The sequence below is a fragment of the Aeromonas sp. 95A genome, assembly GCF_051919235.1.
Taxonomy (GTDB): domain Bacteria; phylum Pseudomonadota; class Gammaproteobacteria; order Enterobacterales; family Aeromonadaceae; genus Aeromonas; species Aeromonas veronii.
This window is the reverse complement of record NZ_JBQBFC010000001.1, coordinates 3,498,575-3,515,338: the sequence shown is the minus strand read 5'-3', so window position 1 is coordinate 3,515,338 and position 16,764 is coordinate 3,498,575. Positions and strand designations below refer to the sequence as shown.

14 protein-coding genes and 1 pseudogene are annotated in these 16,764 nt (G+C 58.9%); 4 read left to right on the top strand and 11 right to left on the bottom strand.

Annotated features, from left to right (window positions below; genetic code table 11):
• The first annotated feature begins 11 nt into the window (after window positions 1–11).
• The 4 genes from atcC to ACTG2U_RS15990 all read left to right on the top strand — a co-directional run bounded on the left by atcC (window position 12) and on the right by ACTG2U_RS15990 (window position 4,769).
• Window positions 12–914: a cold adaptation protein AtcC gene (gene atcC, locus ACTG2U_RS16005; RefSeq protein WP_204382557.1), complete on the top strand. Its 903-nt coding sequence runs from the start codon at window positions 12–14 to the stop codon at window positions 912–914.
• A gap of 525 nt (window positions 915–1,439) precedes the next feature.
• Complete coding sequence (locus ACTG2U_RS16000) at window positions 1,440–2,927, top strand: peptide MFS transporter (RefSeq protein WP_439974745.1); 1,488 nt, start codon at window positions 1,440–1,442, stop codon at window positions 2,925–2,927.
• Window positions 2,928–3,665: 738 nt separating this feature from the next.
• Window positions 3,666–4,148, top strand: coding sequence for a hypothetical protein (locus tag ACTG2U_RS15995; protein WP_182938302.1), 483 nt, complete (start codon window positions 3,666–3,668; stop codon window positions 4,146–4,148).
• A gap of 348 nt (window positions 4,149–4,496) precedes the next feature.
• Window positions 4,497–4,769, top strand: coding sequence for a hypothetical protein (locus ACTG2U_RS15990; protein ID WP_439974744.1), 273 nt, complete (start codon window positions 4,497–4,499; stop codon window positions 4,767–4,769).
• A gap of 370 nt (window positions 4,770–5,139) precedes the next feature.
• Here the strand turns inward: ACTG2U_RS15990 and parC are convergent, their stop codons facing one another.
• The 11 genes and pseudogenes from parC to nudF form a co-directional block, all read right to left on the bottom strand.
• Window positions 5,140–7,434 carry a DNA topoisomerase IV subunit A gene (gene parC, locus ACTG2U_RS15985; protein WP_182938304.1) on the bottom strand — a complete coding sequence of 765 codons (2,295 nt, stop codon included), beginning with the start codon at window positions 7,432–7,434 and terminating at the stop codon, window positions 5,140–5,142.
• Window positions 7,435–7,577: 143 nt separating this feature from the next.
• Complete coding sequence (parE, locus tag ACTG2U_RS15980; RefSeq protein ID WP_182938305.1) at window positions 7,578–9,467, bottom strand: DNA topoisomerase IV subunit B; 1,890 nt, start codon at window positions 9,465–9,467, stop codon at window positions 7,578–7,580.
• Window positions 9,468–9,582: 115 nt separating this feature from the next.
• Window positions 9,583–11,593, bottom strand: a pseudogene (locus ACTG2U_RS15975) (FUSC family protein).
• A 1-nt stretch (window position 11,594) separates the two neighbouring features.
• Entirely contained in the window at window positions 11,595–12,461 is an 867-nt protein-coding gene (locus ACTG2U_RS15970; protein WP_005343109.1) for an efflux RND transporter periplasmic adaptor subunit, read from the bottom strand.
• A complete protein-coding gene (locus ACTG2U_RS15965) occupies window positions 12,454–12,696 on the bottom strand; it encodes a DUF1656 domain-containing protein (protein WP_033113020.1) in 243 nt (80 codons plus the stop codon). Before ACTG2U_RS15965 ends, ACTG2U_RS15970 begins: the two co-directional genes overlap by 8 nt.
• A gap of 113 nt (window positions 12,697–12,809) precedes the next feature.
• Complete coding sequence (locus ACTG2U_RS15960; protein ID WP_156853641.1) at window positions 12,810–13,211, bottom strand: GFA family protein; 402 nt, start codon at window positions 13,209–13,211, stop codon at window positions 12,810–12,812.
• Window positions 13,212–13,247: 36 nt separating this feature from the next.
• Window positions 13,248–13,871, bottom strand: a complete 624-nt coding sequence (locus ACTG2U_RS15955; RefSeq protein WP_439974743.1) for an NUDIX hydrolase — start codon at window positions 13,869–13,871, stop codon at window positions 13,248–13,250.
• A gap of 2 nt (window positions 13,872–13,873) precedes the next feature.
• Window positions 13,874–14,461, bottom strand: coding sequence for a YqiA/YcfP family alpha/beta fold hydrolase (locus ACTG2U_RS15950; RefSeq protein WP_307896195.1), 588 nt, complete (start codon window positions 14,459–14,461; stop codon window positions 13,874–13,876).
• A gap of 12 nt (window positions 14,462–14,473) precedes the next feature.
• Window positions 14,474–15,292 carry a 3',5'-cyclic-AMP phosphodiesterase gene (gene cpdA / locus ACTG2U_RS15945; RefSeq protein ID WP_041202814.1) on the bottom strand — a complete coding sequence of 273 codons (819 nt, stop codon included), beginning with the start codon at window positions 15,290–15,292 and terminating at the stop codon, window positions 14,474–14,476.
• A gap of 22 nt (window positions 15,293–15,314) precedes the next feature.
• Window positions 15,315–15,764, bottom strand: coding sequence for a DUF1249 domain-containing protein (locus tag ACTG2U_RS15940; protein ID WP_042052480.1), 450 nt, complete (start codon window positions 15,762–15,764; stop codon window positions 15,315–15,317).
• 108 nt (window positions 15,765–15,872) lie between these two features.
• On the bottom strand, window positions 15,873–16,514 hold the full coding sequence (gene nudF, locus ACTG2U_RS15935; RefSeq protein ID WP_439974742.1) for an ADP-ribose diphosphatase: 642 nt from the start codon (window positions 16,512–16,514) through the stop codon (window positions 15,873–15,875).
• Between the last annotated feature and the right edge of the window lie 250 nt (window positions 16,515–16,764).

Below are 16,764 nucleotides of genomic sequence, written 5' to 3'. Positions count from 1 at the left end.
GGAGCCCATTCATGCAGTTAGTCATTCGCGATGCCAACCAGGGCCCCTTTCTGACCCAGGTGCTGCGCTTTGGCCGCGACAACGAACTCTTGAGTCAGCAACAGCTGGCCGCCATCAAGGGCAAGGCGGTGCTGATGAGCCTCAAATTCGCCGACAAGTACTACAACAAGTACAAGATGCACCTGCTGGAGCAGGCCGCCCACGACGTCATCGGCGTGGTGAGCCTCGGCCTGCAGGAGCTCTCGGCGCGGGATCCGGCCAAGGCGCTGGCGCTGCTGCAGGCGCCGGAAGGCCCCATCAAGCCGTTCCAGAAGGGCTGGTCGATGCTCATCACCGTCAGCCCCAAGCAGGCTGGCAACAGCCTATACGGTGACGTGGATGCCCGCCTGCTGGACAAGATCTCGAGCCCGCCCGATGTGGAGGAGTGGCAAGGGTGGCAGGAGTACGAGAAGGCGCTGACCGAGCACAACAAGAGCCGCCTGATGGAACTCATCGACCAGCACTTCTTCGCCTGCGAGAGCGACCACCCCACCATGGAGGACAAGCTGGCCGAAGCGCTGCTCTACCGCATTCTCTGCGGCAAGGGCAGTGGCGCCGCCCCGCTCAAGGTGAAGCAGGATCTCAAGCGCAAACTGGCGCGGGAGATTGAGCTCGACGAGGGCTGGTACGACACCGACTACCTCGCCGCCCAACTCGCCCTGATGCTGAGCGCGCTGCCTGCCGACATGGCCGCCGCCCTGCGTCAGGAGCTGAGCCCGGGCTTTGTGCCCAACCTGCTGCACACCCTCGGCTTTGTGCGCCAGTACCAGCTGCTGCAAAAAGAGAACGCCTCGCCGGAGAAGCTCGACAACATCGAGATGCGCGCCGGTCTCAAGCACCCGCTGCTCGGCTGGCCGCTCTACCACGACTTCTAAGGCAGCTTCGCCACCTATCAGTCGCACCACAACGCCCGGCCTGCCGGGCGTTGTTCTATCCTCCCCTCACCCTCTCCCAAGCAGATAGGTAACACGCGAAAGTCACCCCGGGGCTATCCCTTCTCTTACCGATATTTATTCACTCAATGCCCACAGATGAATAAACAACCTGCGATACAACGGCTTGGCGCCAGCTGCGTTTCGGGACAACAAAGCGCGACGCGGAATCCCGCTACAGCGCCAGAATCAGCACCAAATAGCCGACTGGATCACATCAACCGTGCCGCAGTCGCGTGGTAAATCGAGCTACAACCACGGCTCAATTCCGCATAAAAAGGCGGAATAGATCAATAAAAAGCAATTAATCGCGCCAGATTAAATTTCAGGTATGGCTATTTGCACCGCTTGGCCGCTAAATGACAGACCGGCCTTCAGACCAGCATGGAAGCGCACAAGGCTAGCCGGCAGCAGACCGGTACGCTCTCAGGACGAGTAATGACTTTCTTCTCTCACAGGAGACAGACCGTGAGCGCTTCGAATCAACACCCCACCATTCCCCCCGGCTCCGGGGCGCTGTTCTTTATCCAGACCTTCTCGACCCTGGGGTTTGCCGTGCTCTACTCCACGCTGGTGCTCTACGCCACCAAGCGGCTCGGCTTCAGTGAATCCCAGGCCAACGCCATGATGGGGGTCTTCGGGGCCTTCAACTATGGCCTGCACCTGTTTGGCGGTTATCTCGGCGGGCGCTACCTCAGCAACCGCAACCTGTTCGTGATGGGGATGGTGCTGCAGGTGATCGGCTGCTACTTCATCGCCGAGATGGGGATCACCGGCCTCTACTGGGGGCTCGCCATGTTCCTTACCGGCAGCGGCCTCAACGTCACCTGCCTCAACATGATGCTGACCCAGCGCTTCGCCCCGGATGATCACCGCCGCGAGAGCGCCTTCCTGTGGAACTACGCCGGGATGAATCTGGGCTTCTTTATCGGCTTCACGGTGGCGGGCTACTTCCAGCTCACCGAGGATTACCGCACCCTGTTCCTGTTTGCGACGCTGGGCAACATCATCGCCATCATCGCTACCTTCGCCTGCTGGCCGATTCTGGCGGATATCAGCACCCCGCTGCGCCATATCAAAGGGAGCGGCTTCTACCGCCGCATGCTGGCCGGGATCGCCATTCTGGCCATGCTGGTGCCGGCGCTGCGCCTGCTGCTGACCCACGCCAGCTTCAGCGGCAGCTTCGTGCTGATCCTGGGCGCCGTGGTGCTGGTGCTGCTCTGCGTGATGACCGCCCGCCACCCGGACGCCGCCGAGCGCAGCCGTATGGTGGCCTATCAGATCCTCGCCCTTGGCTCCCTCATCTTCTGGTCGCTCTACCAGCTTGCGCCCATGGGGCTGATGCTCTTCTCCGAGCACAACATCAACCTCAATGTGTTCGGGCTGCGGGTCGCTCCCCAGTGGATCCAGAACATCAACACCCTCGTCATCGTCATCGGCGGCCCCCTGATGGCGCTGCTGTTCAAGCGACTACGCGAACAGGGGTGGAATATCGACATCCCCTCCCAGTTTGCCGCCTCCCTGTTTTGCATGGGGCTCGGCATGCTGGTGCTGCCGATCGGCATCCATCTGGCGGGGGCCGACGGGCTGGTCGCCTTCAAGTGGATCGCCATCAGCTATGTGCTGCAGAGCTTTGGCGAGCTGCTGATCTCCCCCATCGGCTACGCCATGATTGGCAAACTGGCCCCCGCCAGCCTGCAAGGCTTGATGATGGGCTGCTGGATGATGGTGACCGGCGTCGCCTCTGTGCTGGCGGGCTATGTCTCCAGCGCCATGCCGCAGAATATCGGCAGCTCTCCAGTGGCCACCAACCCGGGCTACAGCTCGGTGTTCAATATGCTAGGCTGGGGTTCGCTGGCGGGCGGCGTGGTGTTGCTGCTGCTGGTGCCCCACCTGCGCCAGCTGATCGCCTCCAAGATCACCCCGCTACCGGCAGCGACCGCCATTCCTGTCTGATCGGGCTCGGGCCAGCCATTTCACCAGCCCCTGCCAGTGCGAACGGTTGAATCAGCAATGCTGCTGATAATGCAAAGGGCCCCGCCATCATGGATGGCGGGGCCTTTCTCTTTTGGCTGGATGGATGGCTCTTTTCAGGTTGGCAACCTTGCGCTTGTTATGGTGTTTACCCCTATCGTCGGCTCTCCTCACCCTCTCCCAAGGAGAGAGGGGATCTGCACCTGCCAACCTGAAGCCGTAGCTGTCACACTTCGCTGTCACGCCATACCACTGTCGCTATCAATGGCTGAGATCTGGGCTCCCTTCTCCCACTCTTTGCCATCGATAAGGGGAGAAGGGTCGGGGATGAGGGGGAGCAAGCCATCGACAAGCAGCAGAGCGTTAAATCAAGCAGGAGCACGTAGGGTCGATTAGCGCAGCGTAATCGTCCGCACCGCAATCTCGGTGGCTATGGACATAGAGAAGAGATCAGCTGGAGCACCGGCAGAATTACGGCAACCTGTTTTCGCGATCGTCTGATTACGCTTCGCTAATCAAACCTACGGCCATTAAAATAATAAGAACCATTACTTTAAATGACATTGTATTTATTTTTATTAAAACCACATTAACATTGAAAGTCATTCAATTAATTTACACTTATCACAAAGGGACTTGTTTGCACCCAACCAAATGTGTATGATATGTGCCCATACTGAATGATTTAGTTTCAATGCAATTTAAAACTAAGGCTGTATTTTGAAAAATCTCATTTTTATTTTCTTACTTATATTAACACAAAACACATTCGCAACTTCTCTGACACATATGCTACCTATTGCACCATTAAGTTATGATGTTATTAGCCAAATAGCTCAAGGGTATGAAGGTGTTGATGCAGACATTGAAATATTTAAGAAAAAATCTTTTGAATGTAATGGAGACCTTGACTGCCAAGCTAAAATAACAATACCTCTTTATGATAAGTTCTTTTTTGCTCATGGCTACTCTTACATGAAAACCATGCTTGAATACTCCCTATTTCTTTCAGAACTAAATCCATCTTCAATGCAATCAAACAACCGATATATACTACAAGCGATGGGGAGTTTAAATGAATTTTCTATGTACCCCATGTTATGTATAAAATCTGAAGTGTGTACCGAATGGCTTATTTCGCAAAACTACATGACTACTTCACAGGTAAAAGAATTTCATGAAATCGTAGCGAAATTCAAATAATGACATTCATGATATTATTTAACATCTGATGACAATCATCACTATTAAGGGTGCTTGCGCGCCATTTAATATTTATCTCCACTCCAAAAACTAACCTTGGACGCCTTGACAAGGTTAAGCAGGCGCTGATGGTTGGCCAGCAGAACGGCGGCACCCGGTTTTCGCGATTACCTGATTATACCTACGTCCCTTGCCAATCAAATATTTCACCATATACAGGATAGATACAACTTTGTTGTGGTAAATTACATCAACAATGAATTTATTTTGCAACTATTATATATCTAAAATGGAAAATACTTAATGAGAATGGTTTTATTTGCAATGATATTATCAAGTAGTAACTCTATGGCGACTACCATTGAAGTGCATACACCCAGAGGGGCGAAAGAAGCATATGCTCTTGAAGGTGCTTCAATATATTGCAAGGAGAATAAAAGCTTTTCATTTGAGCAAACTTTAGAAATAAATGCAATGTACTCACACTATAAAGAACAACGTGAACTTGCTGGATTACCATTTGATTACAAGCTAGCCACGCGCGCAGCAAGAGACGTCTTCAATATCACACTCAACCCGCCTCCTACATGGCAAAAATGCATTCAAGCACTGAAAAAATAATTTATAAAGATCGAAAAAAAAGGAAACTACATAAATGAATGTATGCATTAATGTTGAATATAACAAAGACTCTCCAGAATATGTTAGTAATGGTGTGTATTACATAGCAGGGATAACATGGTCTACCCTTTGGGCTTACAAAAAAACAAAGCCATACTTTTCTACCATGAATACACCTACGATAAACTCAAACCATTCAATACTCATGACAAAAATGGGTTACCCTAGTATCAATACAATCCCAGACATAGGTTCATATGAACAAGTCAAAGCCTTTCCTATTATGTCTATTGAATTTTTCCTTAATGATATAAAGACGATTTTATAAGGAAATAAATAAAGGTGGCTTTCGCCACCTTTATATTTTCCATTACCCTTCCTGATTTTCCTCCGCAACCGGTTCGGCACCGGCGGCGGGTTCAATCTCGATGCGATCCACGCGCTGCAAACCGCGGGGCAGCTTGGCGCCACGGCGGCCGCGCTCGCCGCGATAGTAGTCGAGATCAGAGGGCTTGAGGGTCAGCTTGCGCTTGCCGGCAAACAGGGTGACATATTGCCCCTGCGGGATAATGGCGGCCATCACCATAAACTCTTCCCGTGCCTTGACCCGCGCCGACGGAATGCTGATCAGCTTGTTGCCCTTGCCCTTGCCGAGTACCGGCAGGGTGTTGAGCGGGAACAGCAGCATGCGCCCTTCGTTGGAGATGGCCATGCAGAGATCAGTCTCTGGCGAGCCAATCTTCTGGGGTGCCATCACCTGACCCCCTTCCGGCACGGTGAGCAGCGCTTTGCCGTTCTTGTTCTTGCCGATGAGATCGTCATAGGTGCAGACAAAGCCGTAACCGGCATCAGAGCAGATGAGATACGGCTCACCCTCGTTGCCCATCACCAGATGGCGCACTTCCTCCCCTGCCCCCAGCGCAAAGCGGCCAGTGAGCGGTTCGCCCTGACTGCGCGCAGATGGCAAGGTGTGGGATTCGAGGGCGTAAGTTCTTCCCAACGTGGAGAGGAACACCGCCTGCTGGTTGCTGCGGCCGCAGGCGTGGGCCAGATAACTGTCCCCCGCCTTGTAGGAGAGCCCCGCCACATCGACATCGTGGCCCTTGGCGGCGCGCACCCACCCCTTGTCGGAGAGGATGACGGTGACCGGTTCGCTGGGAATAAGCTCTTTCTCAGTCAGCGCCACGGCGGTGGCACGCTCCACCAGCGGGGTGCGGCGATCGTCGCCGTACTTCTCGGCATCGGCCAGCAGCTCTTTCTTGAGCAGGGTGTTGAGGCGACGCTCGGAGCCCAGGATCAGCTCCAGCTTGTCGCGCTCTTCGGCCAGTTCGTTCTGTTCGGCGCGCAGCTTGAACTCTTCGAGCTTGGCCAGGTGGCGCAGTTTCAGCTCGAGGATCGCTTCGGCCTGGGTTTCGCTGATATTGAAGCGCTCCACCATCACCTTGCCCGGCTCATCCTCGGTGCGGATGATCTCGATCACCTCGTCGATGTTGAGGTAGGCGATCAGCAAGCCTTCGAGGATGTGCAGGCGAGCCAGCACTTTGTCGAGGCGGAACTGCAGACGGCGACGCACGGTCTCGCGGCGGAAGATGATCCACTCGCTGAGGATGGTCTTGAGGCACTTCACCTGTGGCCGGTTGTCGAGGCCAAGGATGTTGAGGTTGACCCGGTAGTTCTTCTCCAGATCCGTGGTGGCGAACAGGTGGGCCATCAGCCCCTCCACATCCACCCGGTTGGAGCGGGGGATGATCACCAGACGGGTCGGGTTTTCGTGGTCCGATTCATCGCGCAGGTCGGTGACCATCGGCAGCTTTTTCGCCACCATCTGGGCGGCGATCTGCTCCATGATCTTGGCGCCGGAGGCCTGATGGGGCAACGCTGTGATGACGATGTCGCCATCCTCCTCGCTCCAGACCGCCCGCTGCTTGATGGAGCCCTTGCCGGTCTCGTAGATTTTGCGGATGTCGTCACGCGGGGTGATGATCTCGGCGTTGGTCGGGTAGTCCGGCCCCTGAATGTGCTGCATCAACACATCCAGCCCCGCATTCGGGTTGTCGAGCAGCTCGGCACAGGCGTAGGCCACTTCCCGCGCGTTGTGGGGCGGGATGTCGGTCGCCATCCCCACCGCGATACCGGTCACCCCGTTGAGCAGGATGTGCGGCAGGCGGGCAGGCAGCACTACCGGCTCTTTCATGGTGCCGTCGAAGTTCGGCGTCCACTCCACCGTGCCCTGCCCCAGCTCGGAGAGCAGCAGCTCGGAGAAGCGGGACAGCCGCGCTTCGGTATAACGCATGGCGGCGAAGGATTTGGGATCGTCCGGCGCACCCCAGTTACCCTGACCATCCACCAGCGGGTAGCGGTAGGAGAAGGGCTGGGCCATCAGCACCATGGCTTCATAACAGGCACTGTCGCCGTGGGGGTGGTACTTACCCAGCACGTCACCCACGGTACGGGCGGATTTCTTGTGCTTGGAGAGGGCCGACAGACCCAGCTCGCTCATGGCGTAGATGATGCGCCGCTGCACCGGTTTGAGGCCATCGCCGATATGCGGCAAGGCCCGATCCATGATGACGTACATGGAGTAGTTCAAGTAAGCCTGTTCGGTAAAGGTGCGCATTGGCTGGCGCTCTACCCCGTCCAGACTGAGCTCGATAGCATCACTCATGTGGTTTTCTCTTTCGGTTCGGGAGCCGCCACAGGGCGACTCCGGCTAAATGCTTGCTGGCCCTGTGCGGGCCAGCCGACGGCTTAGATGATGGCGAGGTTGCCCGGATCGATCAGCCACTCCTCATCTAACAAAGGAATGACCTAGATGATGGCAAGGTTCCCCTTCTCCTCTAACCATTCACGGCGATCACCCGCCCGCTTCTTGGCCAGCAGCATGTCCATCAGTTGCAGGGTCTCTTCCCCTTGCTCATCCATGGTGAGCTGCACCAGACGGCGGGTATTGGGATCCATGGTGGTTTCCCGCAGCTGTTTCGGGTTCATTTCACCCAGACCCTTGAATCGGGTCACCATCACCTTGCCCTTCTTCTTCTCGGCCTCGACCCGCTGCAGCACGCCGTTCTTCTCGTCCTCGTCGAGGGCGTAGTAGACCTCTTTACCGATATCGATCCGGTAGAGGGGCGGCATGGCGACATAGACGTGGCCCTTGTTGACCAGGGTGCGGAAGTGCCTCACAAACAGGGCGCAGAGCAGGGTGGCGATATGCAGACCGTCCGAGTCCGCATCCGCGAGGATACACACCTTGCCGTAGCGCAGGCCGCTGAGATCTTCGGAGTCGGGATCGAGCCCGATAGCGACCGAGATATCGTGAACTTCTTGCGAGGCGAGCACCTGACCGGCCTCCACCTCCCAGGTGTTCAGGATCTTGCCGCGCAGGGGCATGATGGCCTGAAACTCGCGATCCCGCGCCTGCTTGGCACTGCCGCCCGCGGAGTCACCCTCCACCAGGAACAGCTCACCCTGCATGGGGTCGGCGCAGTTACAGTCGGTCAGCTTGCCGGGCAGCGCCGGGCCCTGGGTAATCTTCTTGCGCACCACTGTCTTGGCGGCGCGCAGTCGGCGCTGGGCGCTGCTGATACAGATCTCGGCGATCTGCTCCGCCAGCTCGGTGTTGCTGTTGAGGTAAAGGCTGAAGGCATCCTTCACCACGCCGGAGACAAACGCCGAGCTCTGGCGGGAGGAGAGGCGCTCCTTGGTCTGACCGGCAAACTGCGGGTCCTGCATCTTGATGGAGAGGATGTAGGCGCAGCGATCCCAGATATCTTCCGGGGTCAGCTTGACCCCGCGCGGCAGCAGGTTGCGGAACTCGCAGAACTCGCGCATGGCGTCGAGCAGCCCCTGACGCAGGCCGTTGACGTGAGTACCGCCCTGCGCGGTGGGAATGAGGTTCACATAGGATTCGGCGAGGCATTCGCCCCCTTCCGGCAACCAGCAGAGTGCCCAGTCCACCGCCGACTGTTCGGAGCTGAACGAGCCGATAAAGGGCTGCTCCGGCAGGCAGGTGAACTGCTTGACCGCATCGACCAGATAATCCTTGAGGCCATCTTCATAGCACCACTCCAGCTTGATGCCGGTGTTCTTGTCGAGGAACTTGATGGTGAGGCCGGGGCAGAGCACGGCCTTGGCTTTGAGCAGGTGCTCCAGCTTGGTGACCGAGAACTTGGGCGAATCGAAGTAGCTCGCCTGCGGCCAGAAACGCACCCGGGTGCCGGTGTTGCGACGGCCGCAGGTGCCGGTGATGGTCAGCTCCTGCACCTTCTCGCCACGCTCGAAGGCGATGTCATAGACCTGGCCGTCGCGGCGCACCGTCACCTCGACCCGATCGGAAAGGGCGTTCACCACCGAAATACCCACCCCGTGCAGACCGCCGGAGAACTGGTAGTTCTTGTTGGAGAATTTGCCGCCCGCGTGCAGCTTGCAGAGGATCAGCTCCACCCCGCACACCCCTTCCTCCGGGTGGATATCGACCGGCATACCGCGGCCGTCATCGATCACCTCGAGGGACTGGTCTTCATACAGGGTCACCTCCAGGGTACGGGCGTGGCCCGCCAGCGCTTCGTCGACGCTGTTGTCGATGACCTCCTGGCCGAGGTGATTGGGCCGGGTGGTGTCGGTATACATGCCGGGGCGGCGACGCACCGGCTCAAGGCCATTGAGGACCTCAATGGCATCCGCATTGTATTGAGTAGACATGGAGGGCCTTGCGAATTGACGTTTGGGGAGAATCTTACTCGTTGGGAGGGTATTGGACAAACTTGGCTGCGGGAAAGGGTGATCCGGAGGGGATTGTGCCCCTCCCAAGACTGTTTCAGCTCCCCTCGGCGGGGCCCGGCAGCGCCTGTTGCAGCTGGGAGAGCGAACTTTGCAGCCGCCACACCATGCCTGCCAGCTCTCGCGCCGTGCCATCGCCATGGTTGGCCAGCCCCTGACTGATCCGCTGCAGCTCGGCCAGCGTGCGGTCGAGGGAGGCGTGCTGCACCCCCTGCTCGGTGAGGATCCCCTTCAGGCTGCGGATACAGTTGTCGCGCACCAGATAGAGGGGGTGCTCGTCACCGCGCCACTGGCGCAGCTGCCAGACGATATGGCTGCAGTTGAGCAGCACCACGCCCCAGCGCAGCACCCAGAGACGGGCGGTCTGATCCTGACTCTGACCGAGCTGGCTGATGCAGTGGTAGATCAGCGACTCGAACTGGCTCTCGCTCTGGCGCGGGGCTGGCTCCAGTTGCTCCATGAAGTGGCGGCGCAGGGAGCGGATGAGGCGGCGGCTCTTGCGCCGATCCGAGCTGGGTCGCAGCAGCTGAAACGCCAGCGCGGCGCTCATCACCCCCAGCATCTGGGCGAGGCTGCTGTTGATGAACTGCTGATAGTCGTAGCTGGGCGGATTGGTGATGGCGAGAAAGGAGCCGAGCAGCACGATCATCTGGCCCCAGAGGCCCGCCTGCCGCACCTGCTGCTGTTTGCAGAGCTGCATGGTGAGCAGCGCTGGAAAGAGCAAGAGGCAGAAGACCCAGAAGTCGTCGATGCGGATCATCAGGCCAAACTTGACCGCAAAGCAGATGAGGCTGAGCAGCAGGATCGCCCTGAGCATGGTGTTGGCCCCCTGAGCCGGCGCCGGGGTCGCCGAGTAGAGCACGCAGCAGATGGAGAGCATGGTGAGCGCCGAGCTGCCCGCATCCCACTGACTGTTGATCCAGAAGGTGCAGCCGAGCAGCACGCAGAGGAAGGTACGCCCGCCGTTGTAGGCGGCCTCCAGCGTGTCGGTATGGCTGGTGAGAGAGGTGTGACGGGGCGGCGCCGGCCACTCCTGATCGTCGTAGCGGGTCAACCGGTCGAGCCAGCGCTGACACTCCAGATAGCTCCAGCAGAAGTGGCGCAGCCGCAGCAAAAAGGTGCGCAGCCGGTAATCATGCTCGCTGGTCGGCATCAGGGGAGCCAGCAACCTCGCGACCCGATACTTGTCGCACTCCGGTTTGCCAAGCTCGGTCAGCAGGGTGGCGAGCAGCGTCTGAATGCCTTCCGGTTGTTCCGGCCAGTTGTGCAGCATACGGCGCTGGCTGGAGATAAGACTGATGAGCCGCAGCTGGCGATGGAGCAGGAAGTTGAGCGGCCGGTTCTGGCGTCGCAGCCGGTGATGGCTCCAGACAGCCTGAATGCGCAGCACGTTCATGGTGAGGATCTGGCCGATCAGCCCTTCGTGGGAACTGCGAACCTCGGGCGTCATCTCCCCCAGCCAGAGCAGCTGGGCATGTTCCAGCAGGCGGGTCTGGCTCTTGCGCAGGGATTCCAGCAGGGTTTCGCTATCCGAGGTGCTGGGCAGGATCATCATCATCAGACCGCCGCAGAGGATACCGATGATCACCTCGCTCACCCGCGCCTGGGCAATATCGAAGATGTGGTGGAGATCCGCCACATTGACGCAGGAGAAGGCGATGATGGCGGCGGTGTAACCGCCGAGGGCAAAGGCGTAGGAGACGTTGTTCTGATAGTGGTTGGAGATGTAGGTGCACAAGCCCAGCCAGAGGGCGATAAGGAAGCTGAACAGCCAGGGATCGCTGATGCCAAGACCGGTGATCACCACCGCCGCCATCGCCCCCATCAGGCTGCCAACCACCCGCCCCAGACTCTTGCTGATCACCCCGCCCACGGTGGGAAAACTCACCACGGCAGCCGAGCTCATCGCCCAGTAGGGGGAGTCGAGCTGCAGCACGAAGGCCAGCCAGAGCGACAGGCACATGGCCAGCGCATTGCGCAGGGCATAGCGCCACTGCCCACCCTGTCGCCTTCCCCCAGGGGGTGCGCAGCCAGAACGACTCGCTCACCCTACTCGCCAATGGTGATGGTGCAGGTGGTGCCGGCGATCAGCGTCACGTCAGCCGGCACATCCAGCAGCTTGATCCGCACCGGCACCCGCTGGGCCAGCCGCACCCAGGGCACATTGGGTTTGACGTCGATCAGCAGACCGTTGCCGCCATCGACGCTCTGATCGTGGATGGCGCGCCCTATGCTCTCCACCTCGCCGCGCAACCGCTGTTCACCGCTGTATAGCACCACTTCGGCCGGTTTGCCCGGTGCTATGTGGCCGAGCTTGGTCTCTTCAAAGTATCCCTGTACATAGAAAGAGTGAGTATCCACCAGCGCCACCAGCGGCACACCGGCGCTGGCGTAGTTGCCGACCCGGGTCTGCAGGTTGGTGATGTAGCCATCGCTCGCGGCATGCACCCGGGTCTTGGCCAGCGACCACTCCGCCTTCTCCAGATTGGCCTGCGCCACCTGATAGGCCGCCTGCATCGCCTGGGCATTGAGGCGGGCCTCATCCATCGTCTCGGCTGAGATGACGCTGCGCGACAGACCGCTACGGCGGTTCGCCTCATGCTCCGCCTTGTCGAGATCCGATTTCGCCTTGGCCAGCGCCGCCCGGGCATTATCGAGGGCGATCCGGTAGGGCTCGGGGTCGAGCGTAAAGATCTCCTCCCCCGCCTTCACCAGCTGGTTGTCCTTCACCGCTATCTTGATGATCTTGCCCGACACCTCGGGGGTAATGCTGACCAGCTCGGCGCGCACCTTGCCATCCCGGGTCCAGGGCCCCTGCATGTAGTAGTTCCACAGCCACCAGCCCGCCGCCAGCGCCAGCGCACAGACCAGCAGGGTGGAGAAGTATTTAAGGGTCGCGAGAGGTGATTTAGCCATGTAACAGCATCCATAGAGCGCCGCTGACGGCGAGGATAAAGAGGGAGAGATCCATCAGCAAGGGGTGCCAGACATCTCCGCCATAGAGCCAGTCACGCAGCAGATGGTGCACCGGCAACCAGCAGAGCAGGCCGAGCAGCACCGCTTTGAACAGCGGCGGAAAGTAGAGAGAGGCGCCCAGTACCAGATCCGGCAGCGCAGAAGGAGTTGTCACAAACGTGCTCCCTGTTGGCAGTGAAGTTCAGAAGAGTCAGGCCATCCCCTGCCCCGGGAGAGGCAAAGTAAACAGGCCGCTAAAGATTAACACTGCCCCGCAGGGCGCAACAGAAACATATGAGCCCCTTTTGTTCAGACCTGTCGATCCGCTGGATGATGCACGCCATCGCGCGTCGGCACCTCCCCCAGCTCGAACGGGTTGACCCCTTCGAGACAGGCGAGGTTGTAGCCATACTCGGCTGGGTTGGAGCGACGCTGGTGGTGGGTATAGATGCCGCAGATGCTGCAGAAGTAGTGTTTGGCGGTGCGGGTATTGAACTGGTAGCAGCGCAGCACCTCCTCCCCTTGCAGAATGCGGATGCCGGACAGCGGCACCGAGGCGACGATAGCGCCCCGACGTCGGCATAACGAGCAGTCACAGCGGCGCGGATCAACCACCCCATCCGGCAGGGTCAGCTCCAGCACCACGGCGCCGCAGTGGCAGCTGGCCTTGTGTTTCTCTTGAATTGGGGTATTGCCGATACGCTTGATCATCCTGCCTCCTTGCAGACGGGTTCACTTCCTCAGATGTCAATCAAACAGGGTATCGCGCCGCCCCTGCAGCAAGTGCTCATGGAGGGTGCGCAACTGGGAGGCCACCACCCGATGGCAGGAGAGCGGGGGCAAGTCGTCGATGGGGAAGTAACCCGCCCCTTTGGTTTCATCGGTTTCGCCCAGCAGCTGGCCGCCGGCCACCTCGCACAGAAAGAAAGCCTTGTGCGCGTGAGGCAGCTGGGGCGGATGAGGATGTTTTAGCTTGTCGAACAGGGCCAGCAGTTGCACCGCACGGCACTCAAGGCTGGTCTCCTCCACCACTTCACGCACCACGGCATCCGCCGGCGAGTCACCGATATCGCACCAGCCACCGGGCAGAGTCCAGCAGTCGTCGCTGCGCTCCTGTACCAGCAGGATATGGCCCGCATCGTTCTGAATGAAGGCCCGCACATCGAGCTTGGGGGTGGGATAACCGCGATCGAGGGCAATCCAGTCGCTGATGGCTTCCGGCGCCAGCTCGCTCTGGCTGGCGATAAGGGCCACGGTGGCCGCTCGCAGCGCCTCGAAACGGCCGATATCGAAGGGGTCTTTGGAGTAGGTGAGGCCCGCTTGCGCCGTGACCAGTACCTGTTCCAGAAAGGCGGCCAACGGCGGTTGCATGATTAAAGCCCGAGGAAACGGATGATCTGGGCGGGGTAGCGCTCGAACGCCACAAAGGCGTGGTTGCCACCGCACTCCAGCGAGAGGCGGGCAAAGCGGTATTCATCCAGCGCCTTGCGATAGTCGAGCACCTCATCTCCCTGCTGTTGCAGGATCCAGAGTCGCTCCGGCGCCGTCACCGGTACCGCCAGTGCCCGCAGCTCATCCATATGTTCAGGCAGCAGTACATACTGCTCACCCGTATAGGGATTGGTCTGGGGGCCGAGGTAGTCACAGAGCAGCTCGTGCGGGCGCACCGCCGGATTGATCAGCGCAGCGCGGCAGCCGTACCGCTCGCTCACCCGGGTCGCCATAAAGCCGCCGAGGGAGCTGCCCACGGCGCCGAGCTTGAATTCACTACCATAACGACGCTGCAGATCGGCAATGGTCTGCTCGATAGCCGCCCAAGCCGCCGCTGGCGTATTGGGCTGGGCTGGAATGACCACCTCGATGTCGGGCCGATTGGCGGCCACCCAGGCAGCCATCTGCTGCGCCTTGGCGGAGCCCGGTGAGGAGTTGAAACCGTGCAGATAAAGGAGAACCGACTTCATGCAATGTTCTCCTCAATAACCGGTGGCGTTGGGGTCGGGCACAAACTGCCCCACCGGTAGGCGCCACACCTCGCTGGCCACCCGCCCATCCGGATAGAGGGTGAGATAGCGCCAGCCCGGGCCGGATTCATCCAGCGCGAAGCCATCAGAGAGCGGTTTGAACTGGATGCAAGTCGATGGGCTGGCAATCAGCCGCACCCCGCGGTGCACCTCGTCAAACTCCTGATGAACGTGGCCGAACAGGATGGTCTTCTGCTGCGGATGACGGGCCAGCACGGCAAACAGATCGTCGGCATTCTTGAGATTGTGTTGATCCAGCCAGGCACAGCCCACCGGCACCGCCTGATGGTGCAGGGTGATAAGGGCGTGGCGATCAGGATATTGGCGCAGGGCACGGTCGAGGGCGGCCAGCTGGTGATCGCCAATCATGCCGTGGGGTTTGCCGCGCACCTGGGTGTCGAGCAGTATCACCTGCCAGTGGTCGCCCACCAACTGTTTGGATTCGCTGATCCCGGCGGCATGGAGATATTCGGTCATCAGCGGGCTGTCATCGTGATTGCCGGGCAGCCAGTAGATGGGGCGGCCCAGGGGCGCCATCATGGAGGCGAAACGCTGATAGGATTCCGGGCTGTGATCCTGCGACAGATCGCCGGTCGCCAGAATCACCTCGTAGGGGTGTTCATTGGCCTGCACCTGTTCCAGCACGGCGGCCAGACTCTCTGCGGTGCGCACAGCCAACAGCCGCCCTTCGGCACTCGCGAAGAGGTGGGTGTCGGTAATTTGCAACAGGCGCACACTGCCGTCCTGCGCCTGGGGGAGCTCTGTTTCCAAAATCACGCTTCTTTTTATTTGTTCAACTGGAGATATTGATCGGGCTGGTACCATGTCTGAGACAAAATTTTAGCCATTCGGCCAGAAACAGATTTACCTGCTCCTTTTCGTCCCGCTGGTGCATCTTTTTATTGGGATAATCATAACGTGGTTGCAAACGGGAAATCTGTTGCGCTGCACACACTTCCGCCATCCGCACATCATGATACAAACGAATCTCTATCTGAGCTTGTAAATATTCGGGCAATTCGGGGTTGTGCTGGCTCAGGATCACCTGATTGGTGAAGCGACTCTCGCCAATGATGGTGAGCTGGAACTGCAGATCGTTGCCGACCCGATAGCGGCGCTCGGCGCCGACTTCCCCATCAGGCGGCAGCAGTTTCATCAATGCCATGTAGTTGACCTCGCAAGTTCTCTGCAAAGACATCAAATCCGGCACATAACGTTTGGTCCGGGATTGAACTAACGGCATCGCAAAGCTCCATCAATCAACACCCGTGAGTAGTTGACCTCGCAGGTACGCTGCAAGGACATCAGATCAGGCACATAGCGCCTGCTCTGTTGCAGGGTCAGCGCCACCTCAGCGATCCGCCAGCCAGCGGGCGCGCAGCTCGCCATGGTTGAGGGCCAGCCACTGCAGGGCGATGACCGAGGCGGCGTTGTCGATGCGCCCCTCTTTGAGCCAGGCATAGGCCTGCTCGCGGCTCACCACGTGCACCCGGATATCCTCGCCCTCATCAGCCAGACCGTGCAGACCACTCGCCTTGCTGGCATCCACCTCGCCCACAAAGACCTCGATCCGCTCGGTGCTGCCGCCCGGGCTCACCAGATAGCTGATGGCATGCTCGCAGCGGGCCACCTCGATCCCGGCCTCTTCCACCGCTTCGCGGCGCACCACCGCCTCGGCGGTCTCTCCTTCGTCAATGATGCCGGCCACCAGCTCCAGCAGCCAGGGGGTCAGGCTGGTCTCCATGGCGCCGATACGGAACTGCTCCACCAGCACGATCTGGTCGCGCACTGGATCATAGGGCAGCAGCGCGGCAGCATGGCCCCGCTCGAACAGCTCGCGCACGATGGGCTGGTTCCAGCCGCCCGCAAATAACCGATGCTGCAGACGATAGACATTCACCTTGAAGAAGCCGTTATATCCAGCTGATTTTTCAATGATTTTCACATCATCGGCGGCGTAATGCCGATCTTGCGGCAAGGGTTGCTGCGACATCCGGGGCTCCCGTCAGCTTGACTTGTATCAGTTTGACCATAAAATCCGAGGAACATGAATGAACGTTCATTCACTCGGCGTGCCATGGTAATGAGGGGTGGATTTTAGCAGCCACAGACCATTTGGCTAGGCGCGCGGGGAGAAAACTGCGTCCGGTTCTTGACGTTCCCGTCACCGGACCTGAGACTCTTAGCATTAAATTTTGCTTATAGTAGAGTGATTAAGCTGCAATCAAGCTTGGTCGGTGACA